General features: G+C 63.4%; 17 protein-coding genes and 2 pseudogenes. 9 read left to right on the forward strand and 10 right to left on the reverse strand.

The window, feature by feature from the left end; translation table 11 throughout:
• Positions 1-57 precede the first annotated feature (57 nt).
• A complete protein-coding gene (locus tag A5782_RS25460) occupies positions 58-501 on the forward strand; it encodes a nitroreductase/quinone reductase family protein (RefSeq protein ID WP_082942888.1) in 444 nt (147 codons plus the stop codon).
• Between the two features lie 412 nt (positions 502-913).
• Positions 914-3,676 (forward strand): LuxR family transcriptional regulator, encoded by a 2,763-nt coding sequence (locus A5782_RS11895; RefSeq protein WP_067099638.1) that lies wholly within the window; start codon positions 914-916, stop codon positions 3,674-3,676.
• A gap of 150 nt (positions 3,677-3,826) precedes the next feature.
• Here A5782_RS11895 and A5782_RS11900 read toward each other — a convergent pair whose 3' ends face one another.
• The 4 genes from A5782_RS11900 to A5782_RS11915 all read right to left on the reverse strand — a co-directional run bounded on the left by A5782_RS11900 (position 3,827) and on the right by A5782_RS11915 (position 7,396).
• Positions 3,827-4,453, reverse strand: coding sequence for a hypothetical protein (locus A5782_RS11900; RefSeq protein WP_156623890.1), 627 nt, complete (start codon positions 4,451-4,453; stop codon positions 3,827-3,829).
• 89 nt (positions 4,454-4,542) lie between these two features.
• Positions 4,543-5,058, reverse strand: a complete 516-nt coding sequence (locus A5782_RS11905) for a hypothetical protein (protein WP_156623891.1) — start codon at positions 5,056-5,058, stop codon at positions 4,543-4,545.
• A 770-nt stretch (positions 5,059-5,828) separates the two neighbouring features.
• Positions 5,829-6,401, reverse strand: coding sequence for a hypothetical protein (locus tag A5782_RS26145; protein WP_156623892.1), 573 nt, complete (start codon positions 6,399-6,401; stop codon positions 5,829-5,831).
• Between the two features lie 77 nt (positions 6,402-6,478).
• The gene (locus A5782_RS11915) at positions 6,479-7,396 is read right to left on the reverse strand and encodes an AraC family transcriptional regulator (protein ID WP_067099642.1); all 918 of its coding nucleotides are present in this window, start codon (positions 7,394-7,396) and stop codon (positions 6,479-6,481) included.
• 89 nt (positions 7,397-7,485) lie between these two features.
• Between A5782_RS11915 and A5782_RS11920 the strand changes: the two genes are divergently transcribed.
• Positions 7,486-8,514 (forward strand): saccharopine dehydrogenase NADP-binding domain-containing protein, encoded by a 1,029-nt coding sequence (locus A5782_RS11920; protein WP_067099644.1) that lies wholly within the window; start codon positions 7,486-7,488, stop codon positions 8,512-8,514.
• Between the two features lie 17 nt (positions 8,515-8,531).
• Positions 8,532-8,726, forward strand: coding sequence for a PhzF family phenazine biosynthesis protein (locus tag A5782_RS25465; RefSeq protein ID WP_231986665.1), 195 nt, complete (start codon positions 8,532-8,534; stop codon positions 8,724-8,726).
• A gap of 301 nt (positions 8,727-9,027) precedes the next feature.
• Here A5782_RS25465 and A5782_RS11925 read toward each other — a convergent pair whose 3' ends face one another.
• Together A5782_RS11925 and A5782_RS11930 are read right to left on the reverse strand one after the other, a co-directional pair.
• Positions 9,028-9,483 (reverse strand): DUF1942 domain-containing protein, encoded by a 456-nt coding sequence (locus tag A5782_RS11925; protein WP_067099646.1) that lies wholly within the window; start codon positions 9,481-9,483, stop codon positions 9,028-9,030.
• A 568-nt stretch (positions 9,484-10,051) separates the two neighbouring features.
• Complete coding sequence (locus tag A5782_RS11930) at positions 10,052-10,702, reverse strand: TetR/AcrR family transcriptional regulator (protein WP_067099649.1); 651 nt, start codon at positions 10,700-10,702, stop codon at positions 10,052-10,054.
• A gap of 124 nt (positions 10,703-10,826) precedes the next feature.
• Here A5782_RS11930 and A5782_RS11935 point away from each other — a divergent pair, with 124 nt between their 5' ends.
• The gene (locus A5782_RS11935) at positions 10,827-11,561 is read left to right on the forward strand and encodes an SDR family NAD(P)-dependent oxidoreductase (protein WP_067099750.1); all 735 of its coding nucleotides are present in this window, start codon (positions 10,827-10,829) and stop codon (positions 11,559-11,561) included.
• Between the two features lie 80 nt (positions 11,562-11,641).
• A complete protein-coding gene (locus A5782_RS11940) occupies positions 11,642-12,067 on the forward strand; it encodes a nuclear transport factor 2 family protein (protein WP_067099651.1) in 426 nt (141 codons plus the stop codon).
• A 795-nt stretch (positions 12,068-12,862) separates the two neighbouring features.
• On the opposite strand, the pseudogene A5782_RS25470 reads toward A5782_RS11940, so the two are convergent.
• Positions 12,863-12,940 (reverse strand): annotated as a pseudogene (locus A5782_RS25470) (metallopeptidase family protein); the annotation flags it as partial.
• A 243-nt stretch (positions 12,941-13,183) separates the two neighbouring features.
• Positions 13,184-13,750 carry a dihydrofolate reductase family protein gene (locus tag A5782_RS11945; RefSeq protein WP_067099752.1) on the reverse strand — a complete coding sequence of 189 codons (567 nt, stop codon included), beginning with the start codon at positions 13,748-13,750 and terminating at the stop codon, positions 13,184-13,186.
• Positions 13,751-14,236: 486 nt separating this feature from the next.
• On the opposite strand from A5782_RS11945, the gene A5782_RS11950 reads away from it, so the two are divergent.
• The gene (locus A5782_RS11950; RefSeq protein WP_067099653.1) at positions 14,237-14,845 is read left to right on the forward strand and encodes an LGFP repeat-containing protein; all 609 of its coding nucleotides are present in this window, start codon (positions 14,237-14,239) and stop codon (positions 14,843-14,845) included.
• A 363-nt stretch (positions 14,846-15,208) separates the two neighbouring features.
• Positions 15,209-15,544, forward strand: coding sequence for a hypothetical protein (locus A5782_RS11955; protein ID WP_231986658.1), 336 nt, complete (start codon positions 15,209-15,211; stop codon positions 15,542-15,544).
• Positions 15,545-15,786: 242 nt separating this feature from the next.
• On the opposite strand, the gene A5782_RS11960 is transcribed toward A5782_RS11955, so the two are convergent.
• Positions 15,787-16,992 carry a cytochrome P450 gene (locus A5782_RS11960; RefSeq protein ID WP_067099655.1) on the reverse strand — a complete coding sequence of 402 codons (1,206 nt, stop codon included), beginning with the start codon at positions 16,990-16,992 and terminating at the stop codon, positions 15,787-15,789.
• Positions 16,979-18,342: pseudogene (locus tag A5782_RS11965) on the reverse strand (ABC1 kinase family protein). Before A5782_RS11965 ends, A5782_RS11960 begins: the two are co-directional and overlap by 14 nt.
• Before the next feature lie 120 nt (positions 18,343-18,462).
• Between A5782_RS11965 and A5782_RS11970 the strand changes: the two are divergent.
• The gene (locus A5782_RS11970) at positions 18,463-19,062 is read left to right on the forward strand and encodes a TetR/AcrR family transcriptional regulator (protein ID WP_067099657.1); all 600 of its coding nucleotides are present in this window, start codon (positions 18,463-18,465) and stop codon (positions 19,060-19,062) included.
• Positions 19,063-19,103: the final 41 nt, after the last annotated feature.

Here is a 19,103-nt window from a genome sequence, read left to right on the forward strand (position 1 = left end):
GGCGCGCCACGTCGAACAAACCCTCGTCGTGATGAATTCTGTTGCACACTAATTCACATGGCATCCCAAGGCTCAATTCAGCGTCGGTTAGAGAGATTGGTCTTCAATCCCTTGTTCAGGGCCGTGCTGCGACTCGGCATTGCGCCGCGCGCGTTTGCGCTCTTGGAGACCACTGGACGGCGCAGTGGTCAGCGGCGCCTGACTCCGGTCGGCAACGGACTCGACGATGATGTGTTCTGGTTGGTTTCCGAGCACGGAAGGGCCTGTGACTACGTGAAAAATCTCGTCGTGGATCCGAGTGTGCGTGTCAAAGTGGGCCGGCGCTGGTACAGCGGCTCTGCCACCGTTCTCGACGATGATGATGCTCATGCTCGGCGGCGACGACTTGATGAAGCCAACGGATTTAGTGGCCGTGCTGACGGCTTCATTTTCCGTGTCTCAGCCAGCGTTCCGGTCACTGTCCGAATCGACCTCGAGCGTGACTTACCTAGTGATGGCTAGGGCGTGGCGGCTCCGTCAGGTGATTGATCCGATATTTCCCGACACTGCGATGGATCACAGCGAGGCGATAGCGGCCGGCCTGGGGTGGGCCCGGTTGCATGCCAGCCGGTATCACCTAGGCCCATCGACCGGGTCGTAGGGAGAACGGCGGCGGATTTCGGCTTCCACGCGAAAGGGTCGGATTGCGGCCCCAAACTCGGCGCGCTGTCTTAGGCTGTTTAGACGACAATTGTGCCCGTGACGACGATCGACTTGAGTCCCCAACGCCCATGGCGGGGTTGCCGCGACGCGCGCCGGTAAGCAGAAGGATGCGAGGAATATGGGTGTCGAGCGGCTAGAACGACAGCCGTTGTCGCGACCTACCTGTGCCCGTACAGGCCTATCCGTCTAACAGCCGGACCGAGGACTCGATATGGCGGAGCAGTTCGTCAGCCGGCGACCGGAAAGGCAAGTCCTTGCTGAGTTTATTGACTCGGTGCCGCGACAGCCTTGTGCCCTGGTTCTCGAAGGAGAACCGGGCATCGGTAAGACGACGCTGTGGCTTGAGGCCCTGGACCAGGCCCGGGCACGTGGCTTTCGAGCGCTGAGCTGCCGGGCGGCCGCCGCCGAGTCGGTACTGGCTTACACCCTGTTGGCCGACCTGCTCAGCGAGGTCGATGACTCAATCTGGGCGGACCTGCCGACGCCGCAGCGGCGGGCCCTGGATGGCGCGCTGTTGCGGCACCGTGTCGACGCCCATGAGATCGATCCCAGGGCAGTGGCGGCGGGGTTTGTGGCCGTCGTCTCCCGGTTGGCCGCTGAAGGCCCGGTGCTGATCGCAATCGATGACCTGCAGTGGGTGGATACCTCCAGCGCCCACGTGGTGTCGTTCGCGGCGCGACGGCTTCCGGTCGGTGCGGCCTTGGTGTGCACAAGCCGTACCGCCGAGGCTGCATCGCGGCTGCAGCTGCCCACCCCAGATGAAGTGCGTCGAATTCGGTTGCAGCCGTTGAGCTTTGCCGAATTGCATCAGGTTCTGTTGACGCGACTGGGTAGGTCCGTCTCGCGTCCCACCCTCCTGCGTATTCATGAGATGGCGGGCGGGAACCCCTTTTTCGCGCTGGAATTGACCCGGGAACTCGGCGCCGAAGGCCGCGCCTCCGGATTGAGCCTGCCGAGTAGCCTCAATGACCTAGTCCGTTCGAGGATCAGCCGGGTCGGCGCCGAGGACGTCCTCCTTGCAATGGCCAGCCTTCCCGATCCGACGGTGTGGGTGGTTGCGCGGGCCACCGACTCGACTCCGGACCAGGTGGTGGAGTCGCTCGGAGATGCCGAGACCCAAGCGGTGGTGGCCATCGACGGAAACCAGCTGCGCTTCACCCACCCGATTCTGGCGCACGGCGTCTACAGCGCAGCGCCACCTCGCCGCCGCCGCGAAATGCACCGGCGTCTGGCCGAACTCGTCACCGAACCGGAGTTGCGCGCCCGACACCTCGCTCTGTCCGACGCGACAGGCGAGCCTCAGACTGTGGAAGCCCTTGATGCCGCAGCAGAGATGGCGCGGGCCAGGGGCGCGCCCGCCGCCGCCGCCGAGTTGCTCGAGCTGGCGATTGGCCTCGGCGGTGATACCGCGGAGCGCCGAATCAAGTCAGCGACCTACCACTTCAACGCCGGCGATGCCGGGCGCGCCCGGGCCGTACTGGAGCAAACCGTCGAACGGCCTGCGCCGGCACGACTTCGGGCGGCGGCATTGCGGCTGCTGGGGCAATGGAGTTTGCTCGATGGCAGTTCACGTGAGGCCGCCGACCTACTGGACCGCGCGCTCGCCGATGTGGGGAACGATCTCGCGTTACGTACCCTGATCTTGGTCCCGCTGTCATTCGCGCTACTCAACGTCGGCCAACGCACTCGTGCCGCACAAAGCGTTGACGACGCCGTCGCCAGTGCTGAGGCACACGGCCAACCAGGCCTTCTCAGCCAGGCTTTGGGCATGCAAGTGCTGGTGCAATTCCTGCTCGGCGGGGGCCTCGACGAATCCCGCCTGCAGCGCGCACTTGAGTTAGACGACTCCGAAGCGCCCGTCTCGGCGCAGCTGCGCCCTAGGATGCACAGCGCGATACTGGTGGCCGCAACAGGTCGTCTCGAGCAGGCGCGAGTGGAATTGCGCGCCATCAGGCGCAGCTACATCGAGCGCGGCGAGGAAAGCGAACTGATCCTGTTCGCATTCCACAGCGGTCTCAACGAGATTTGGCGCGGTGACTTCGCTGAGGCAACTCGGACCGCCGACGACGCCATGGAGCGTGCGCAACAACTGGGCCGGGACTTGCCGCTATCGGTGGCCCTCATGCTGCGTGCCGCGGCCGCGGCGTACACCGGTCTTGAGCACGACTCCCGGCGAGACGCCGGCCAAGCCCTCGCAGTCGGCGAGCGGTGTGACTCTCCGGGCTTGGTGATGGTGTGGCCGGTCACCACGTTGGCCTTTCTTGATGTCTCCGTGGGTAACTACGATGCCGCGCTGCACACACTCGAGCCTCTGTTGCGTGCCTTCAACGAGGCGTCGGACGGAACCGAGATCTTTGTCGCACCATTTCTTCCCGATGCCATCGAAGCGATGATCGGTCTCGGCCGCTTCGACGGGGCGGAGCCGCTGATCGAAGCCCTCGAGCGCAATGGCCGCCGGCTTGATCGCCCCTGGATGTTGGCCATCGGCGCACGCGGTCGAGCGATGTTGCAGGCCGGGCGCGGCGACCTGAGTGCCGCCACCATAACCGCCGATCTCGCCATGGCAGAACACCAACGCCTTCCGATGCCGTTCGAGCGCGCTCGCACGCAACTCCTGCTAGGCCAGCTGCAACGTCGACAGCGCCACCGCGACACAGCCAAGGCGACATTACGAGACGCCCTGCAGACCTTTGAACAGCTCGGCGCCAAGTTGTGGGTGGATCGCCTGAAAACCGAACTGACACGTGGCGTTTCGGGAAAACGGAGCTCCGACGGGCTCACCCCGCAGCAACAGCGCGTCGCCGAGCTGGCTGTCTCAGGAATGACCAACCGCGACATCGCCGCCACGCTGTTCATCAGCGTCAAAACCGTCGAAGTCAACCTCAGCCACATCTACCGCAAACTCAACATCCGCTCCCGAACGCAGCTCTATCAAGAACTTCAAGCCTCGAAATCAGAATCCGATACGGATTAAGGTCCCTTACGGGGACGACACCGGTAATGGGCCAATCACTGACACCGGACCCAGATCAGTCGCGGTAAACGGAACTGTCAGAAGGTCGTTGTGTTCAAAGTCGAGGTTGGCGACCGAGTAGGGTTGTGCGGCAGTCCGATTTGCGCGATCCTACAGATACGCGATTGTGGCGGCGGCGATTCCGATAGTGATGAGCAGCGGTATCAACCTCCACAGCTGTGTTCGCGGCAACGTATCCGCCGCGGTCACGACGTCGCTGTCGGCGTTGGCGCGCAACGACTCCACGTGTTGAGTCAGGTGGTCCCTCCGGTACCTGAGCCAAGCGTAGTAGGCCGCGATGTACAGCGCGCCCCCAACCCGGAACGTGGCTTGCCGAATGTCATTGCCTACAAAGGCCACAACCCCGGCCAGGAGCAATAGTGCAGGCACCAACCATGCGCTCGGCCTCGCCCTCCATCCGCGCAGCGCGCGGCGCACGTAGGCCAGCTTGAGCGTGCCTATCCTGACGGCAGCGGCAAGCACGCGCGGATCAGAAGGAATCTCACCGCGGTGCAATGCCATACCGATTTGGGCGCGCTGCTCGGCGCTGAGCCCCATCAGTGCCGCAGCGTAAGCCTGGCGCATCGGGCGCTGAACGAAAACCACCGACGCAGCAATGAGTAGGCCAAACCCCGCCACCGTGAGCAGTCCCCACAACGACCCAGTCACGGTGAAAAAGCTTGGGGACCGTAGCGCCGCGATCGCGGCGAGCGTGGCTGCGGCCAGCGCAGCACTCACCAGCCAGCTCACCCACCACGGCGCGAGAACACTTCGGGCCGATACAGGTTGAACGTCGGCTCTCTCAAAACCAGGTCGCGTCATTCTTCTCAGCTCTCGCTTACTCGGGGAAGCTCGCGCGCCGTCGGACTCAGCGCCTCGCGCCACTGCAGTCGCTCGCTCATCATCAAGAAGTCGTAGACCGCGAACCATGACTCGCGTTCGTAGTCTCGCGGCATGCCGAAGGACACGATCCACGGGGGCGACGAGGGTTCGCTGATCTCGAAGAGAGTCCCCGCGCCGAGCTTCGGCCACTTGATGTGGTACGCGCCGCGAGGAAATTCGAAAACCGTCACCTCCTCGCCGGCTTTGACGCGCTCCGCGAGATCGGGGATTTGCAGTCGCCGTGCCAGCCAACCGCCATGTTTCAATTTGTGTCCCCTCACCAGGGTGCAGCGCACCGTCCGGTCGGTGAGTTCCAGTCGCGCTAACGGGCGCTCAATCAGATCGCCGATGAAGAAGGGATTGAGACTCGCGAACACCCCAAGCCATGGGCCGCGACGCAGCAGAAAGAGCTCCGTTTGTGGGGGTGGAGTTGTCCGCAAGAACCATTCGTTTATACCCATGCCGTTCTCTCCTGTCGATGTAGGTGATGCGACGCGCGTCGCGCCCGATGGCTCGCAGTCGCACTCGGCTCAGGCGCCATCAACGGGCCGTGACCATCAGGTACGCCGACCGGCCGGGGGAGGTCGGGCAACCCGCCATCATAAGGGCGACCACTGCGACCGCCGCCAAGGAGGCCGACGATCGGCCGAGTTGCGCATTTGGTCGATGGGATGGCTGCTTCAGCTGCCGAACCCATGGTGGTCGTCGTCGGACCGCCCCAATCTTCGAAACGATTCGTCATGGGTCCCCTTTAGATTCGCAACCCGCGGTTTCACGGGCAGGACCGTCGCTTCCGACAGATCGACGCTAGCCGGGTGTAGAACCTCGACGAATCAGGGTTTTCCCTACATTTTTGGTGGAGCCTCACATCGACGACGAATTGACACCGAGCATGAGCCCTGGCCTCACCAGACGGCTGTGCGTCACCAATGAGACGGCCCGTTTCACATGTTTCACATGCGTACTTGGTTGACGAGACCAGTGCCGAACTTCTTGCTGGTCGGATACAAGTAGTCGGAGTCGACAGTGCAACAGTTATTGATCGAAAGTTGCACTAGGACAGACAATCTGACAGAACGCCCCACGGACCGAGTTGGTTGGATCGGGGCCGACCTGATTCATCAGATATAGACGGCGACTTCTACGGGTAACCCGCCGTATTCGATCCAGCCGTATTGATATCCCCGATGCGGCGCCGCGAGTCCGGCGGAGGGCCCTGCATGGGTCTGCCTCAAATCGCCCGATGGCCCGGTGGAGTCGCGTCCTCATTGAGGCCGACCCGTCGCACGCGATATCGCAGATCCGGGTGAGCCAGCAACGCGTCCACCAGCAGAACTGGCCCACCGACGCAGGTCCAGTCGTCGTCCCACAGTGTTGAGACCAGCCAGGACCGATCCGCAGGAAACATCAGGTCGGGCAACAGGTATGGACGAATTGGAGTGGCGCCGGTTCGACGCCAGCTGGCGGCTTCTTGGGGGCCGGCCTGCACTAGCACGTACGGCCATCCGGAGTACAAGCTAACCGGCGGGGCGTCGGGGAAGACGATGTCACTTCCGCCACGTTCGAGATACCCGAGCCACCATCGCTGATCCGGCGACTGGCTTTTGAGGACAGCCATGACGGCCCGATCATGGTGCGGCTGCTCTGCGGCGTTTTTGGGCAGCACGACAGTTGCGTAGTCATCGAAGACTGGCGGGATCGCTGAGATGATCGTCAAGCCGGCAGATGTCCCCGTATTGATCCAGTCGACGTCCGAAGCTATGCCGATCCGCCAGCCGTAACCGTCTCGAATGACTTCCTCCATGACTCAAGGATGAACCAACCGCGGTGGTGGGGCGCTGGTGTCAACCGGTGATGGCCGAGCACCTTCGTTCGGAACGCTCACAAGGCGCCCAACGCTGGCATCGATCTGCTGGACCGATATCGGCCAGGAGCGGTCCCGTACTCGCGCTTAAACGCGTTGGCGAAGGCGTATTCCGAGGTGTACCCGACTTGTTTGGCGATGCTTGCCAAAGGTGCGTCGCCACTCGTCAGCAGACGGGCGGCGGTGGTGAGACGCCACCAGGTCACGTACGCCATCGGGGGCTGCGCTACCAGCTCGGTGAACCGGCGGGCGAATGCGGCCCGTGACAATCCCGCCGTCACGCCTAGCTCTTGTACCGTCCATGGCCGCGCGGGATCGTCGTGGATGGCGCGTAACGCCGCACCGATCTGCGGATCGCCAAGCGCCTGCGCCCATCCCGAGGCGGGGTGCTCGTCATACCAGGCGCGCAGCAGGAACAGCAGCAGCGTATCCAGCAGAGCCGGCACCACCGCGTCGGTGCCGGGCCCCGGGTGTTCCATCTCGGCGGCGAGCAGGTCGATGGCGCCGCGCAGTGGCGCGCGTTGCCCGAGCCGGGCCGGCAAGTGGATGATGTCGGGCAACTCGTCCAGCATCGGATGTGACCGCGCGCCGTCCATGCGATACGCACCGCAGAGCATTACCGCCGACGCTTCCCCGTCTGCCTGTGCGGGTTTGATTTCATTCAACATGACCGTGTTGGACACCTCTAGCGGCGTCGACGGGCTGTCGGCCAGGCCGTGAGCGACGCCGCGGGCGGCGAACACCACATCACCGACCCCGAGCGGTATCGGATCCTTGCCCTGCGGGATCAGCCAGCCAGTCCCGGCCAGCATCACATGGAAGCCAGCGCCCGACGAGGCCTCGAACCACGCCCCCCAGGGCGCCCGCTTCGTGGTTCGCGAGGAATGCGGCCGTCCAGTGCGGACAGACGCGATAACGTCGCTCAGGACATCCATACGCCAAACCCTTTATATAAAGACGACCACGTATCTATCCAAGATCGTTAATTATTTGCCATCTTACCCAGCCGTCCTATGTTCGAGCGATGAAGATCGCAATCTACGGAGCGTATGGCTACCAGGGCAGGCTCGTCGTCGCGGAACTAGCCCGTCGCGACCTCGACCTGATCCTCGTCGGACGAGACCGGGACCGCCTCGACCTGATCACCGCGCGGCTGCCCGATGCCGAGGCTCGGGTCGCCGACGCCACCGACCACGACAGTCTGGTGAGGGCGTTCCGCGGCGCCTACGCGGTGATCAACTGCGCGGGCCCCTTCACTCCGCAGGGCGCGGCTGTCGCGAACGCGGCTATCGCGGCGGGCTGCCATTACACCGACACCTCGGGCGAGCAACTCCACATCAAGCACATCTACGACACTTGCGCCGCCGATGCCGAGCGAGCCGGTGTCGTGGTCACGCCCGCAATGACCGACAGCGGCGTGCCCGGCGATCTCCTAGCCCGAGTGCTTGCCGACCATCTGGGGGGCGGCCCCCTGTTGGAAGTGCTTTCAGGACATCGCATCACGGGGTCGGCAGGCATCTCGCGGGGCTCGATGCGGTCGCTCTTCGGCACCGTCGATGTCCTCAAGACCGGGGGACTCGCATACGAGAACGGATCATGGTGCGCCGACGTCAGGCCGCGCCTGGCCACGATGGCGTTCCCCGGGGACGACCCCTCGCCGGTGACCAGGTTCGCCCTGCAGGAACCCATTTCGGTGCCCCGCCACGTCCAGGTCGCCCATGTCCAGGGTTTTGTGGAATCCGAACTAGCCCAACGGTTCTCCGGAACGATCCCCGACGACGCGATCCGCGATATGCCCGAGGGCCCGTCCGACGGCGGTCGGCGCGACCAGCGCTGGGCGATCGTCGTGGAAGTTGCCACTGTTGACGGTCGACGTGCCCGCGCCAGCGCGCAGGGCCCCGACACGTACGGCACCACAGCCGTGATCGCCGCCGTGGGCACCCTCCAGATGGCCGCAGCGCCGGGCTGTCGCGCGCCGGCCGAGACCCTCCCGGCCGCCGATTTCCTCAACGGCCTCGCCGCCAACGGCATCACCTGGAAGATCGACGACTGAATCGCTCGCGGGCGACCATCGATGAGGACCCAGTCACGGCCTCAGCCCACTGCACACTTGGCGCCTACTGGGCAGTCAAGCTGAACAAGACCGCCCTGACCGGACACCAGGTATCAGCACGCGGTGGCTACGTAGACGTGCACCTGCACGGGAGCCGCGTCGACCTCACCGGAAGAGCTCTAACCGTCACGCGCGGCGAATTAACGGTCTGACCGCGCCTGCGGGGGAGCGGCGCTAAGGCATGGCGGCATACTGCGCCACGCGGGCACCACGCGTTGATTCATCTGATGACTCAGCAATATTGCTCGACCGATCGAGCTGGACTGAATCCTGCTGCACAGCAGCCTCATACGCGTATGCGTTAACTGCTGCCAGATCAGCATGTCCGAAACCATTGCAGCAGACATGTCCTGGGTAGTGATTCATCTGGTGCAAAACCCAGTAGTTACCGGAAATGTGGCATATTCGAATCGTGCGTATTCCCCGATGAGGCGGAGTGCATGAGTCGAGTTGCTAGCTCTTCCAGACGACTTTGTCCGCGCCTCCGGCGTCCCGGTAGACGACACTGTCGGGGTTCGTACCGTTGCGAACGTCGAAGTAAATGCGCCCAGTGACAGGGTTGCCTAAGGGGAGTGGCCCCTCAGGAAGGCCGTCGGTCTGGTTGCCCTTCATCACCGCGAACGTTGAGCTGTTGACGGCCCGAGCATTGAAGTCGGCAATGTTCGGAGTTGCGTTACCGCTCACTCCTTTGGCCGTGACGTCGGAATACCACACGCCGTCGTTGTGGCCGCTGGGCTGCAGGTTGCTCACGGTGTAGTCGATGGTGCCGCCCATACTGGAAATCTCTGCCATCTGGCCGAATTGCAGCACTTGAGGATCGGCGAATGCCGGTGTCGCCGCGAAGATTCCGGCCGCCACCAATACAGCTGTTGCTCCCGTTGTTTTCGATGCAATGCGTGAGAACGCCACGTCGGGCTCCCTTCGTGATGTGCCGGCTGTCCAAGAGCGGCAGCTGATTCACAGGTGACGATTATCCAAAGCTCGGAATTTCAAACCTGATGTTTGCTAACGCGCTTGTCGATCCTGGGCACCGAGTACTGGTTCGTCGCACAGGAACTCGGCTTCGGCAGCCTGATCTGTTTCTACCGCCCGCCCCGCACAACGAGTCGGTGCGACTGTTCGACGAGTACGCCGAGACGGTCGCGAAATATCTCTGCTAGCAAACCTTCTAAATCGCAGACATAAGTCAACCCAATTTGGTACCGACCGGTGTGCATAGCATGCATTGCGGCTAGCCATCAGTACATTACGCACTCAGATCGGTATACATAACAACGTTGGCTGCGCATCAGCAGCACGAAGCGGCCGTCAGAGGCGGATGGGCCGGATGCGGCGCTGCCTGACAAGAGGGCAGCGGTCCCAGCACGCCGGTGCCGACGCGCTGGGCCCGACGCGCGAAGAACGCGACACGGCGGAAGATCGAGATCAGGGGAGAGAGCACATCATGAGCAGCATCAGCGCCATCGGCTCGGGGGCGTCAACGTCGGCTGAGCTCGCCGCCGGACCCGGCACGCGGCTCCGTCCCGGCCGACAGGTTCCCGTCTGCGCCGGGCGGCACCGTTGGCGTGGGGATGGCGTTGTCGATGAGGACCGCTGCGATGGCGGCGGCGGTGGCGAAGGTTTCGGTGTTGAGGACTCGATTGCGGGCCGAGGCGCCATCCAGAAGTAGCGCCAGTTGTTCGCCGAGCTGTTCGGGGTTGGTGGCGCCGGCCTCGCGCGCGGTTTCGGTGAGCCGCGCGGCAAAGGCTTTCTTGTAGTCGCGGGCGTGCACGCGTGCCGGGTGGCCCGGGTCGTGGATTTCGACGGCCGCCGCGATGAACGGGCACAGGGGCCCGTGAATGTCGAAGGCGGCGAGGAGTCGTTCGCGGGGTGTGAGGTCGGTGCGGTCGAACACCTCGGGCAGGAGGTCGGGATCGAATCGGCGTAGGTGTTCGGCGATCAGCGCGTCCTTGCCGGTGAAGTGCTGGTAGAACGTGCGCTTGGACACCTGGGCCACCGCGCAGAGCTGGTCCAGGCCGGTGGAGTTGATGCCTTGATCGCGGAACAGTTGTCGTGAAGCGCCGAGGATGCGTTCTCGTGCGCCCCTGCCGCGGCGCAGGCCGCGCGGCCCCTTCCCTAACTCCGTCACGCACCAAGCGTAGCCCAGTTGGGTACCGACCGGTGTGCATAGCTTGCGTTTCGCATCCCCGTCCGATACGTTAAGCACGCCGGTCGGTGTACATAATCTGAATTACCTAAAGAATGGAGTGATCGTGGGAAAACTCGATGGCAAGGTCGCGGTGATCACCGGCGCGACAAGTGGTATGGCGCTGGCCGGTGCCAAGTTGTTCGTTGACGAAGGAGCACACGTTTTCATCTCGGGCCGACGCAAGGACGCGCTGGACCATGCCGTCGAAGTGATCGGCCGGAACGTGACCGGCGTGCAGGGCGATTCTGCCGACCTCGACGATCTGGACCGCTTGTTCGACACGGTCAAGCAGGAAAAGGGCGCGATCGACGTGTTGTGGGCAAGCGCCGGGACGGGTCAGCAGAGCAGTCTCGGCGAGATCACCGAGGAGCACTTCGACGCCGCTTTCGGGCTGAACGCGCGCGGCACGCTGTTCACGGTCCAGAAGGCGCTACCGCTGTTCAACGATGGCGGCTCGATCTTCATGACCGGGTCAAACGCTTCGCTCAAGGGCTACCCCGAGTGGAGCGTGTACGCAGCCAGCAAAGCCGTGCTGCCCGCCTACGCGCGGGTGTGGGTGTCCGAGTTGAAGGACAGGAAGATCCGGGTGAACGTGCTGACCCCCGGCCAGGTCGCGACGCCGAAGCAGGAGGAGTTGTTCGACGAGGAGATGAAGGCGCAGTTCGAATCCCTGATTCCGCGGGGAAAGATGGGCCGCCCTGAGGAGATCGCGTCGGTCGCCTTGTTCCTCGCCTCGGACGACTCGAGCTATGTCAACGGCATGGAGTTGGTTGTCGACGGCGGCACCTCAGCGATCTAGTCCTGGCACACCGACTCGAACGGGTGGGCGCACCGATCAGGTCTCCCACACTACGAGCGACTAAGACACAAGGAGTCACCATGACCACGTTCGCCCCGCACCGCGACGCCGTGGAATTTTTCGTCGACTGCATGCACGGCGGCGCAGACAAAGACGCTCTTTCGGAAATCCTCGCCGAGGACGTGGTGCTGTACGGCCCACTCGACGATGAGCCACTCACCGGCCGCGAGGCGGTCCTGGAAGCCATGCGGACCGTCGGCACAGTAGCGGCCGACCTCACCTACAAGGAAGTCCTCAGCGGCGCGACGCACCACGCCGCGTACTTCCGGCTGCAGATCGAAGACACGGTGGTCAACGGGATGGACTACATCCTGCTTGACGCGGACGGCAAGATCGCCGAGGTGACCATATGGTGGCGCCCGCTACCTTCGGGCGTCCAGATGCAGGGGCACCTGGCGGGTCTCCTCGGCATGCAGCCCTGGGAACTTCACACCGATATGGAGTAACGGTGAAGCCCGACCCCGAGGTGGGCGAGTGTTCACCGCACCGCTGGCGCTCTGGGGTACCGATGATTCATCACATGCAATACGCAGTACTTTGCTGACGATGGCCGAAAGCCAGTTCGCCCAAGCGCATAACCAAGCAAGACCCGTTCATGCCGACTTCCCGGTCGGTCGGCAACGATGACCGCCTAGCTTTCGTCGGCTCGGCGAACGCCAGAAATTTGTGGCACACCCGGTCATCGAAGGCCGCTGACCAAGGAGCTGCGCTCCGAAACTGGCGACAGATCGTCTACGTCGAGATCGCAGACCTCACGTATCGATCCAGGGCAAGCTCGCTTTTCTCTACCTCCCGGCGCCCGGCGTGAGGTTAATCGGACCGTTTTGCGTAACGCCGGGGGTGAGGTCAATCTGACCGGGACCAGTACCGAATGGGCTGTGGCCGTGGCCGCCGCCGCCGCCTCCGCGACCGCAGTAATCTACGTCCGTAACGTCGTTAGAACAGGGCAGGGCGTGTGCGACGCCGGTTCCGGCGCTGACTCCGGCAAATGCCAGGCCGCTGAACGCCAACACGGCAGCAGGTATAGCGATAAAGGTGCGCTTGATCATTGGGCTTCCTCTGTCGGGAGTGGGCATTTGCCACCACTCAACTCATCTCATTTCAGACTTGCAGGAGCCGACAGTATCGCGGTGACGCGGGCGGCTAAATAGGTGATTTCCCTATAGTTTCCGGAACCCCGGGCGGTCATTCACCGACCTATCAGCAAGGGCAAGACGCCGGGTGGAGCATCAGCAACCGCGTCAGTCGCGATCGAGCTCGATCAACCGCTCGCCGCTGATCCCGAAGTGATGTGCGATCTCGTGTAGCACGACGCGCTTGACCTCGCCGGCACCCGCCGAATGCTCAGGCTTGGCGCGGCGCTAATCGAATAGCCCGTCACCACCGCCATTATCGGCGGAGGGCAGAGCTCCTTGCTTCATTCGTTCTGCGAGTTCCCGGGCAGCAGTTCGCCGAACTGCTGGTGGATGTCGAACAGGTCGCCCTGCAGCAGGAGTAAGGGGTGCCGCTCAAGTCGTGTACGTCATAGTGCATCCGCAGGTCACCTGGTTATGTATGTCCGATCAGTCGTGTTTCGCCGCGTAGCGCAGCAGGACCGTGCCGCCGGGGAAGGTGCGGTTTTCCAACAGTCGCAGCGAGATCCATGACGGCAGTGTCGGGAAGAACGGGGTGCCGCCGCCCACCGCGGTGGGCGCGACCACGATCCGGTACTCGTCCACCAGCCCGGCCCGCACGATCGGTGCGGCCAGCGTCGCGCCGGCCACCTCCAGCCTGCCGTCGGTTTCGACTTTCAGCTTCGTCACCACCTCGACTGGGTCGCCCCGTTCCAGGCGCGAGTTCCAGTCGACGGACTCCAGGGTGCGCGAGAAGACGACCTTGGGCATATCGCGCCAGATGCGGGCGAAGTCGACGATCAGAGGGGTGGCGTCCGGGGCCGTGTCGGCGGTCGGCCAGTACGCGGACATCAGTTCGTAGAGCCGCCGCCCGTAGAGCGACAGGGCGGTCTCCCTCTCGAAGTCGTTCCAGTACTGGTGCAGTTCTTCGCTCGGATCGGACCAGTCGATGTTGCCTTGTGGATCGGCGATGTACCCGTCCACCGACACGTTGAAGCCATAGATGAGTTTGCCCATGGAGATCAGACTGTGCCGGAGGGCAAAACTCATCGCGACGCCACACGAGAAATTGTCAAATCTTTGTAGAAGGGGCGAGCGTCAGGCGGCCTCTGGCCAGCCCGCAACCCACGATCCCAGCGTGAGCACCATCGCCCCGGTCTCTCTGCACGCTGCGGGCTCGGGGACTCGGAAACGCTTACGCGCGAACGTCAATCGCCGAGTTATCGGACGAAGAGCTCGCTACGAAAGGCATTGCCGCACAGCATGCTAACGATTCGAGCGGGGGTTACTGGTAACTTGCATATTCAACTTCTGCATATTGCCGTGCCGGACATCGATGGATGTCATGGAACTCGCCCGCCGAGCCCATGGTGGATTTCATCGAGCACCGATGATCCTAATTCAGGTGCTCTGGCTCGCCGTCTATGACCGCGTTGTAAGTTCGTTCGGAGCTACGAAGGCCGCGACCGCCTGCGCCACTCAAGAAGACGCGAGAGGAAGCCGATGAGAACGATCGCATACCGCCACGCCGGAATCGTTGGCCTTGCCGCCGTCGCGCTGATCGCTGTGGGCTGCAGCAATGGCAAGAGCGTCGACGCGTCGGCACCGCCTCAGGTCGGGGTGAACGCCACCTCAACGTCTAAAGCCCCAGCGCCGCCCACCGAGGTGAAGCTCATCGGGGAGAGCGACGTCGAGGTGACTCTGACCGGCCCGATCGCTGCCAAGTACTCGTCGGCAACCGAGAATCAGAGGGAGGCTCTCGGCAAACCACTGACAGGTGACCGCAACGCGGGAAAGCGGGAGAGCGGCGTGGTATTCCAGCAGTTCCAGGGCGGCGTGATCACCGCCAAGAACGACGAGGCCGGCACGCCCGCATATATCACCCTGGGCAAGATCCGGGAGGCCTGGAATATCCCACGCGACCCGGACGGCGTGCCTGCGGTCACCGGCAATAACGGTTCGGCGGGTCCGCTGGGCTTCCCCGTCAGCGACCAGAACGCCGTCGGCGATCAGCTCGTGTCGAACTTCGAGCACGGCAGCATCGCGTACAACCCGAAGACCGACCAGGTCGAGGTGACGGTAAACGGCAAGGTCGTACCGTCCGGGCTGTAGCCCGAATCAGGCGTTCATCAAACTGCAAATATCGTGGATTTGATGCGCGATCCGATCACGCCGGTACTTGAGCGTCTGCGCGAACGATCATTTCGTAGGACGGCCAACGGAACGCCTTGGGCGCAAACGAAATCGGCGGGTGTGTCGGCGGTCGGCACGGTTTAAGAGTGCTGATGCGTCAGACGCAATATGCCGTGGTTTACCGGTAATCCTCCATATTCGATTCGTGCATATTCCTCCCGCGCGCTGGAGCCGGGGGAGGTCTTCCACCACGATGGCAGCTTGACGGCGGCTCACACGGCTCGCCGCGCAGTGCGGGAGCACGACTGTGTGCTGCGACCGTTAAGGATCGTTACCGCAATCGTGATCTCGCAGTCGTATCTTTGGATATACGAGAAGGCCGAAGCGTTCGACCTTTCCACTCACGCCTATCGGCGTCCGCAAGCCTGGGGGGCTGATATGACGACCACAATCGCCGCGCACGACCCAGTCGAGAAAGACGCGGGGCATGACGATGTCCTTTTGGCGGTCGCAAAAGTGAACGCACTTGCCTGTCGAGGGGACACCGTTCTCGTCGACTTGAAGCCGCGCTGGCGACTGACGGAAGAAGAGATCGTGCGCGCGGCGATCACGGTGATTTTGGTGGCCCTTGTGGCGGTGATTGGCGTCGCCGCGGGCGCGATCTTGACAATAGTTTAACAGCGGACCGCAGGGCTTTTTGAAGCTTGGCACCGCGATTCGGGACTCTGTAACGGACCCACAAACGTAACTACTGATACCCCTGTGTGACAGTGACTCGATTAAGACAGGATGCTCGCGTTTTGCGCGCGGCTCGCGTGCATATTACACCCACGCGCGGATATCGAGAATACTCGGGCCGTTGAATTATACTGTCTGCCAACAGGTTAACGGACAGGGACGTCGGTTTGGTCAGCTGCAGGTTAACGCTTCGATGGCGCTGGTGGGGTGGTGAAGACGCAGGGGAGCGTTTGGGGACCGCGGATGGCCGGGTTGTCGCGCCATGTCGTGGCGCCGCGCAGGGCGGGTCGGCGCGCCAGGACCTGCTGTAAAGCTAGGGCTGTTTCGAGGCGGGCCAATGCGGCTCCCAGACAGTAGTGGGCCCCGTGACCGAAGGCGAGCGGTGCGGGGCCGGCGCGGCCGGCCTGGAGTTGGTCGGGTTTGCTGAAGACGGTCGGGTCACGGTTGGCTGCGGCGAGTATGACGAGGGCAGGTTCGCCAGCGTGGATGGTGACATCGCCAAGGACGTGGTCGTGTGTGGCGGTGCGCGTCACGGCGTGTGCGGGGCCGTCGAGGCGCAGCAGTTCGGTAAGCACTCGGTCATCGATGGTGTCAATGGTCTCGATCGGCGGGATGCCGTTGTGCTCGGGGGTTAGGAGGCGAATCGTCGCGGCGCCCAACAAGTTAGCGGTGGTTTCGTGGCCGGCGATGGCGATGATGATGGCGGTGGTGACGACGTCGTCGAGTTCGAGCTCGGTGTCCGCGGCGATGAAGCTGACTAGGTCGTCGCCGGGGTGGCTGCGACGGTCGGCGGCCAGTGGCAGAAATTCGGTCAGCAGGGTGGCAAGGGAATCTGTGCCGTGTTCGATGGCGATGGTGTCACTAGCGTCGGTGAGCATTCGGGTGATGGCGGGGGACTCCTCGCGGAGTAGTCGTGCGGCGTTGATGTCGAGTCCCATCCAGGCTGCCGCGACCGCGATCGGTAGGGGTAGTGCGATGTCGGTCATGAAGTCGAACTCGACTCCGGCGGGAACGGCGTCAATTGTGTCCACAGCGATCGTGGCGATGCCGTCGCGCAGGCCGGCGATGAAGTTGCGGGTGAAGATGTCTCGAACTGTGTTGCGCAGCCGCAGGTGGTCTGCGCCGTCGGTGAATAAGATATTGCGACGCAAGATATCTGGGTCCGTCAGCCGCAAGGCGGCCGGGGTGTTGGGGTTGGCCAGTGGGTTGCTCGTCCAGCCGGGTCCGCCCAAGATTTGCCGCGCCGCGTCATAGCCGATGATCAACCACGCTGCGGCGGTGTCGTTCCAGACCACGTTGCCCTGCCGACGACATGCCTCATAGAACGGGTAGGGGTTTGCGGCATCCCATGGCAGGCGCACGTCGGCTTGGACGTCAGGGGTGGTCATGATGGTCCAAGGCCCCAGGCAGACCGCGTTCGCGCACCCAGGCGTGGTGCAGCTTGCCCAGCTCGGTGATGGGTTCGGCGACGCCGTTCATATCGGCCCAGATGGACCGGATCGGTAGGCAGGCTTGCAGACCAGCGAGGATGCTGTTGGTAGCGAGTGCGATCCGAGAGCTGAAGGCGAACTCTTGCGGCACTGTCGTCTGGGCGAGTGGGTGGTCCGAGTCGCGAATGTCGAGGGACCCGGCGATGGTGCGAGTAATGGTGTCGGGTGTGTAGGTCACCGGCTGAGGCATACCCATCTCATAGACAAGGGTCGACAGCCAGGGCTGCAGATCATCGGCGCTCAGTGGTGAATCGGCAGCGATGAAGCCCAATTGGGTCAACAATTCACGGCAGTCCTCGAGGCGCCCCTCGATGGCAGCCCACTGAAAGGCCACGTACAGCCAGCGCTGCTTCTCGGGAAAGGGCTCGCGCAACCGAAATCCAGGAATCCGACACTGCCATCGGCATTGAAGCGGTAATTGCCCGGATGGGGATCAGCATGTACCAGGTTGGCGTGTCGATAGCAGCTATTGGCGAACCGCGTGATCGCCTCGGCCCAAGTGTTTTTCAGATCCTGGTCGGCGCGTTGCGCGGCGGGGTAGTCCATGCCGTCCAGGTAGGTCATCGTCAGTACCTGGTCGCTGGAGGCGTCGGGTATGACGTCGGGGATGCGGATGAAGGGGTGGCCGCGGTAGAGCTGGTTGAACTCGGTGATGGTGGCCGCTTCGTGGCGGTAGTCGACCTCTTCGGCAATGCGTGCTGCAGCCTCGCGCGCCAGGGTCCGGATATCGAGCTTGATCCCTGATGCCGCGGTGACAAACCGCATGAAGGTTGCCAGCAGTTCGGTGTTGGCGAGGTCGTCGCGGATCGCCTGCGCGACACCGGGATACTGGATTTTCACGACCACCTCGCGGCCGTCCGAGAGCACCGCTCGGTGCACTTGGCCGACCGAGGCCGCGGCGATCGGCTCATCGGAGAATTCAGCGATATGCCGCACAGCCGAACCCAGCTCCCGCTTGAGGACCTGATGGACGAGCGTGGGGTGCATCGGCGGTGCCTCAGCCTGTAGGCGGGCTAAAGCCTTTTGATAGGGCCAGTATCCGCCAGTGCCGACGGCGCGGGCGTCGACCATCGACATGATTTGGCCGGCTTTCATCAACACGCCCTTGGAGTGGCCCAGCAGCTCGGTGTAGCGCTCAGCGGTGCGCTCGTGAAACCGCTCGACCGCGCCGTCATCACCGGTGCGCTCTCGCAATCCGGCGACCAACCGTCCCCCGGCGGCGCGGGCAGCGAAGCCCGCCAGCGGCATGGTGCGCCGGACACGCCCTTGCGGCACGGCTTTGTCGTGCTGTGCCATCTGATCCTCCCGCGGTACCCACCGTGTGTAGTAAACTCTTGCTAAATGTAAGTGATCACTTTGGAGAGGTCAATGACTGCACCCGTGTCGACGCGAGAACGGCTGGTTACCGAGGCGATGCGGCTGTTCAGCGCCAAGGGATTTGAAGCCACCAGCGTCTCGCAGATCGAAGCCGCTGCCGGCTTGGCCGCGGGTTCGGGCGCCCTGTATCGCCACTTCAAGTCAAAGGATGCCCTGCTGGACGCCGGGATCGACCGCCAACTGGACCGTCGCAGCGCGATGCGCGATATCCGTGCACTGTTCGCCGGGCTCGGCGATTTACGCGCCGAACTGACCGTGCTGGGGCGCTACCTGCTCAGCGTCGTCGACGAGGAAATCCAACTGCTCCAGATCGCCGCCCGCACACCCTCCGGCCATTCGGCCCGTCTCGAGACCGCCTACGCCGCGCTCATCGACGGACTCAACGCCGAACTGGACGACTGGATCGCCAGCTGGGCGCCGGCACTGGCCAACGACGACCGCGCTGTCCTGGCTGCGCTCGGAGTGAACGGGATCCTCGGGGTACGTTTTGCCTCCAGCCTGTTCCATCAACCCCACGTCCGTGTCCCCGACGATCGCTACCTCGCCGAATGGACAGCACTTCTCGCGACCCGAATCGAGGCTCTCCACTGACCAGCACATCGCGCGCACATGCGGCATAGCATCGGTCCCTG

Origin of the sequence: Mycobacterium sp. 852002-40037_SCH5390672 (assembly GCF_001665875.1) — a bacterium.
Classification (GTDB): domain Bacteria; phylum Actinomycetota; class Actinomycetes; order Mycobacteriales; family Mycobacteriaceae; genus Mycobacterium.

Excerpts from the sequence above, each read along its gene's own strand:
- A5782_RS25460 (WP_082942888.1), top strand. The coding sequence starts at position 58 with ATGGCATCCCAAGGCTCAATTCAGCGTCGGTTAGAGAGATTGGTCTTC.
- A5782_RS11895 (WP_067099638.1), top strand. The coding sequence starts at position 914 with ATGGCGGAGCAGTTCGTCAGCCGGCGACCGGAAAGGCAAGTCCTTGCT.
- A5782_RS11905 (WP_156623891.1), bottom strand. The coding sequence starts at position 5,058 with ATGGGTATAAACGAATGGTTCTTGCGGACAACTCCACCCCCACAAACG.
- A5782_RS26145 (WP_156623892.1), bottom strand. The coding sequence starts at position 6,401 with ATGGAGGAAGTCATTCGAGACGGTTACGGCTGGCGGATCGGCATAGCT.
- A5782_RS11915 (WP_067099642.1), bottom strand. The coding sequence starts at position 7,396 with ATGGATGTCCTGAGCGACGTTATCGCGTCTGTCCGCACTGGACGGCCG.
- A5782_RS11920 (WP_067099644.1), top strand. The coding sequence starts at position 7,486 with ATGAAGATCGCAATCTACGGAGCGTATGGCTACCAGGGCAGGCTCGTC.
- A5782_RS11940 (WP_067099651.1), top strand. The coding sequence starts at position 11,642 with ATGACCACGTTCGCCCCGCACCGCGACGCCGTGGAATTTTTCGTCGAC.
- A5782_RS11945 (WP_067099752.1), bottom strand. The coding sequence starts at position 13,750 with ATGGGCAAACTCATCTATGGCTTCAACGTGTCGGTGGACGGGTACATC.
- A5782_RS11950 (WP_067099653.1), top strand. The coding sequence starts at position 14,237 with ATGAGAACGATCGCATACCGCCACGCCGGAATCGTTGGCCTTGCCGCC.
- A5782_RS11960 (WP_067099655.1), bottom strand. The coding sequence starts at position 16,992 with ATGACCACCCCTGACGTCCAAGCCGACGTGCGCCTGCCATGGGATGCC.
- A5782_RS11970 (WP_067099657.1), top strand. The coding sequence starts at position 18,463 with ATGACTGCACCCGTGTCGACGCGAGAACGGCTGGTTACCGAGGCGATG.